Origin of the sequence: Christiangramia aquimixticola, from assembly GCF_048285835.1 — a bacterium.
GTDB lineage: Bacteria > Bacteroidota > Bacteroidia > Flavobacteriales > Flavobacteriaceae > Christiangramia > Christiangramia aquimixticola.
The window spans coordinates 1-301 of sequence record NZ_JBLVTL010000208.1; the positions used below are offsets into that span (position 1 = coordinate 1).

Annotated in this window: 1 pseudogene; it reads left to right on the forward strand. The window is 40.5% G+C overall.

Annotation, left to right across the window (positions count from 1 at the left end):
- Nucleotides 1-301, forward strand: a pseudogene (locus ACNKXV_RS14160) (hypothetical protein); the annotation flags it as partial.

Consider the following 301-nt stretch of genomic DNA (forward strand, 5'->3'; position numbering starts at 1 on the left):
CTCAATTCAGCCAAGCCTGAAAAACAGGCAGAAGGAAAAGAATTCATCAACCAAATCATCAAAGAGGTACGTGCGCTTTCCAAAACATTAAATCTGGATTGGGTAGAAGAAATTAGCATGGATGATTTCATCAGGCAACAATTGCATCGAATCGAATCCACAGGATATTGCCAAACTCTATTTGATTCGGATCAGTCCTTCAATGAACTTTCAAAAGACAGTAAGCTGGTCATGATCCGTGTGATTCAGGAATGCCTCAATAATGCCATCAAGCATGCCTCTCCCGATCAGATACAAATCA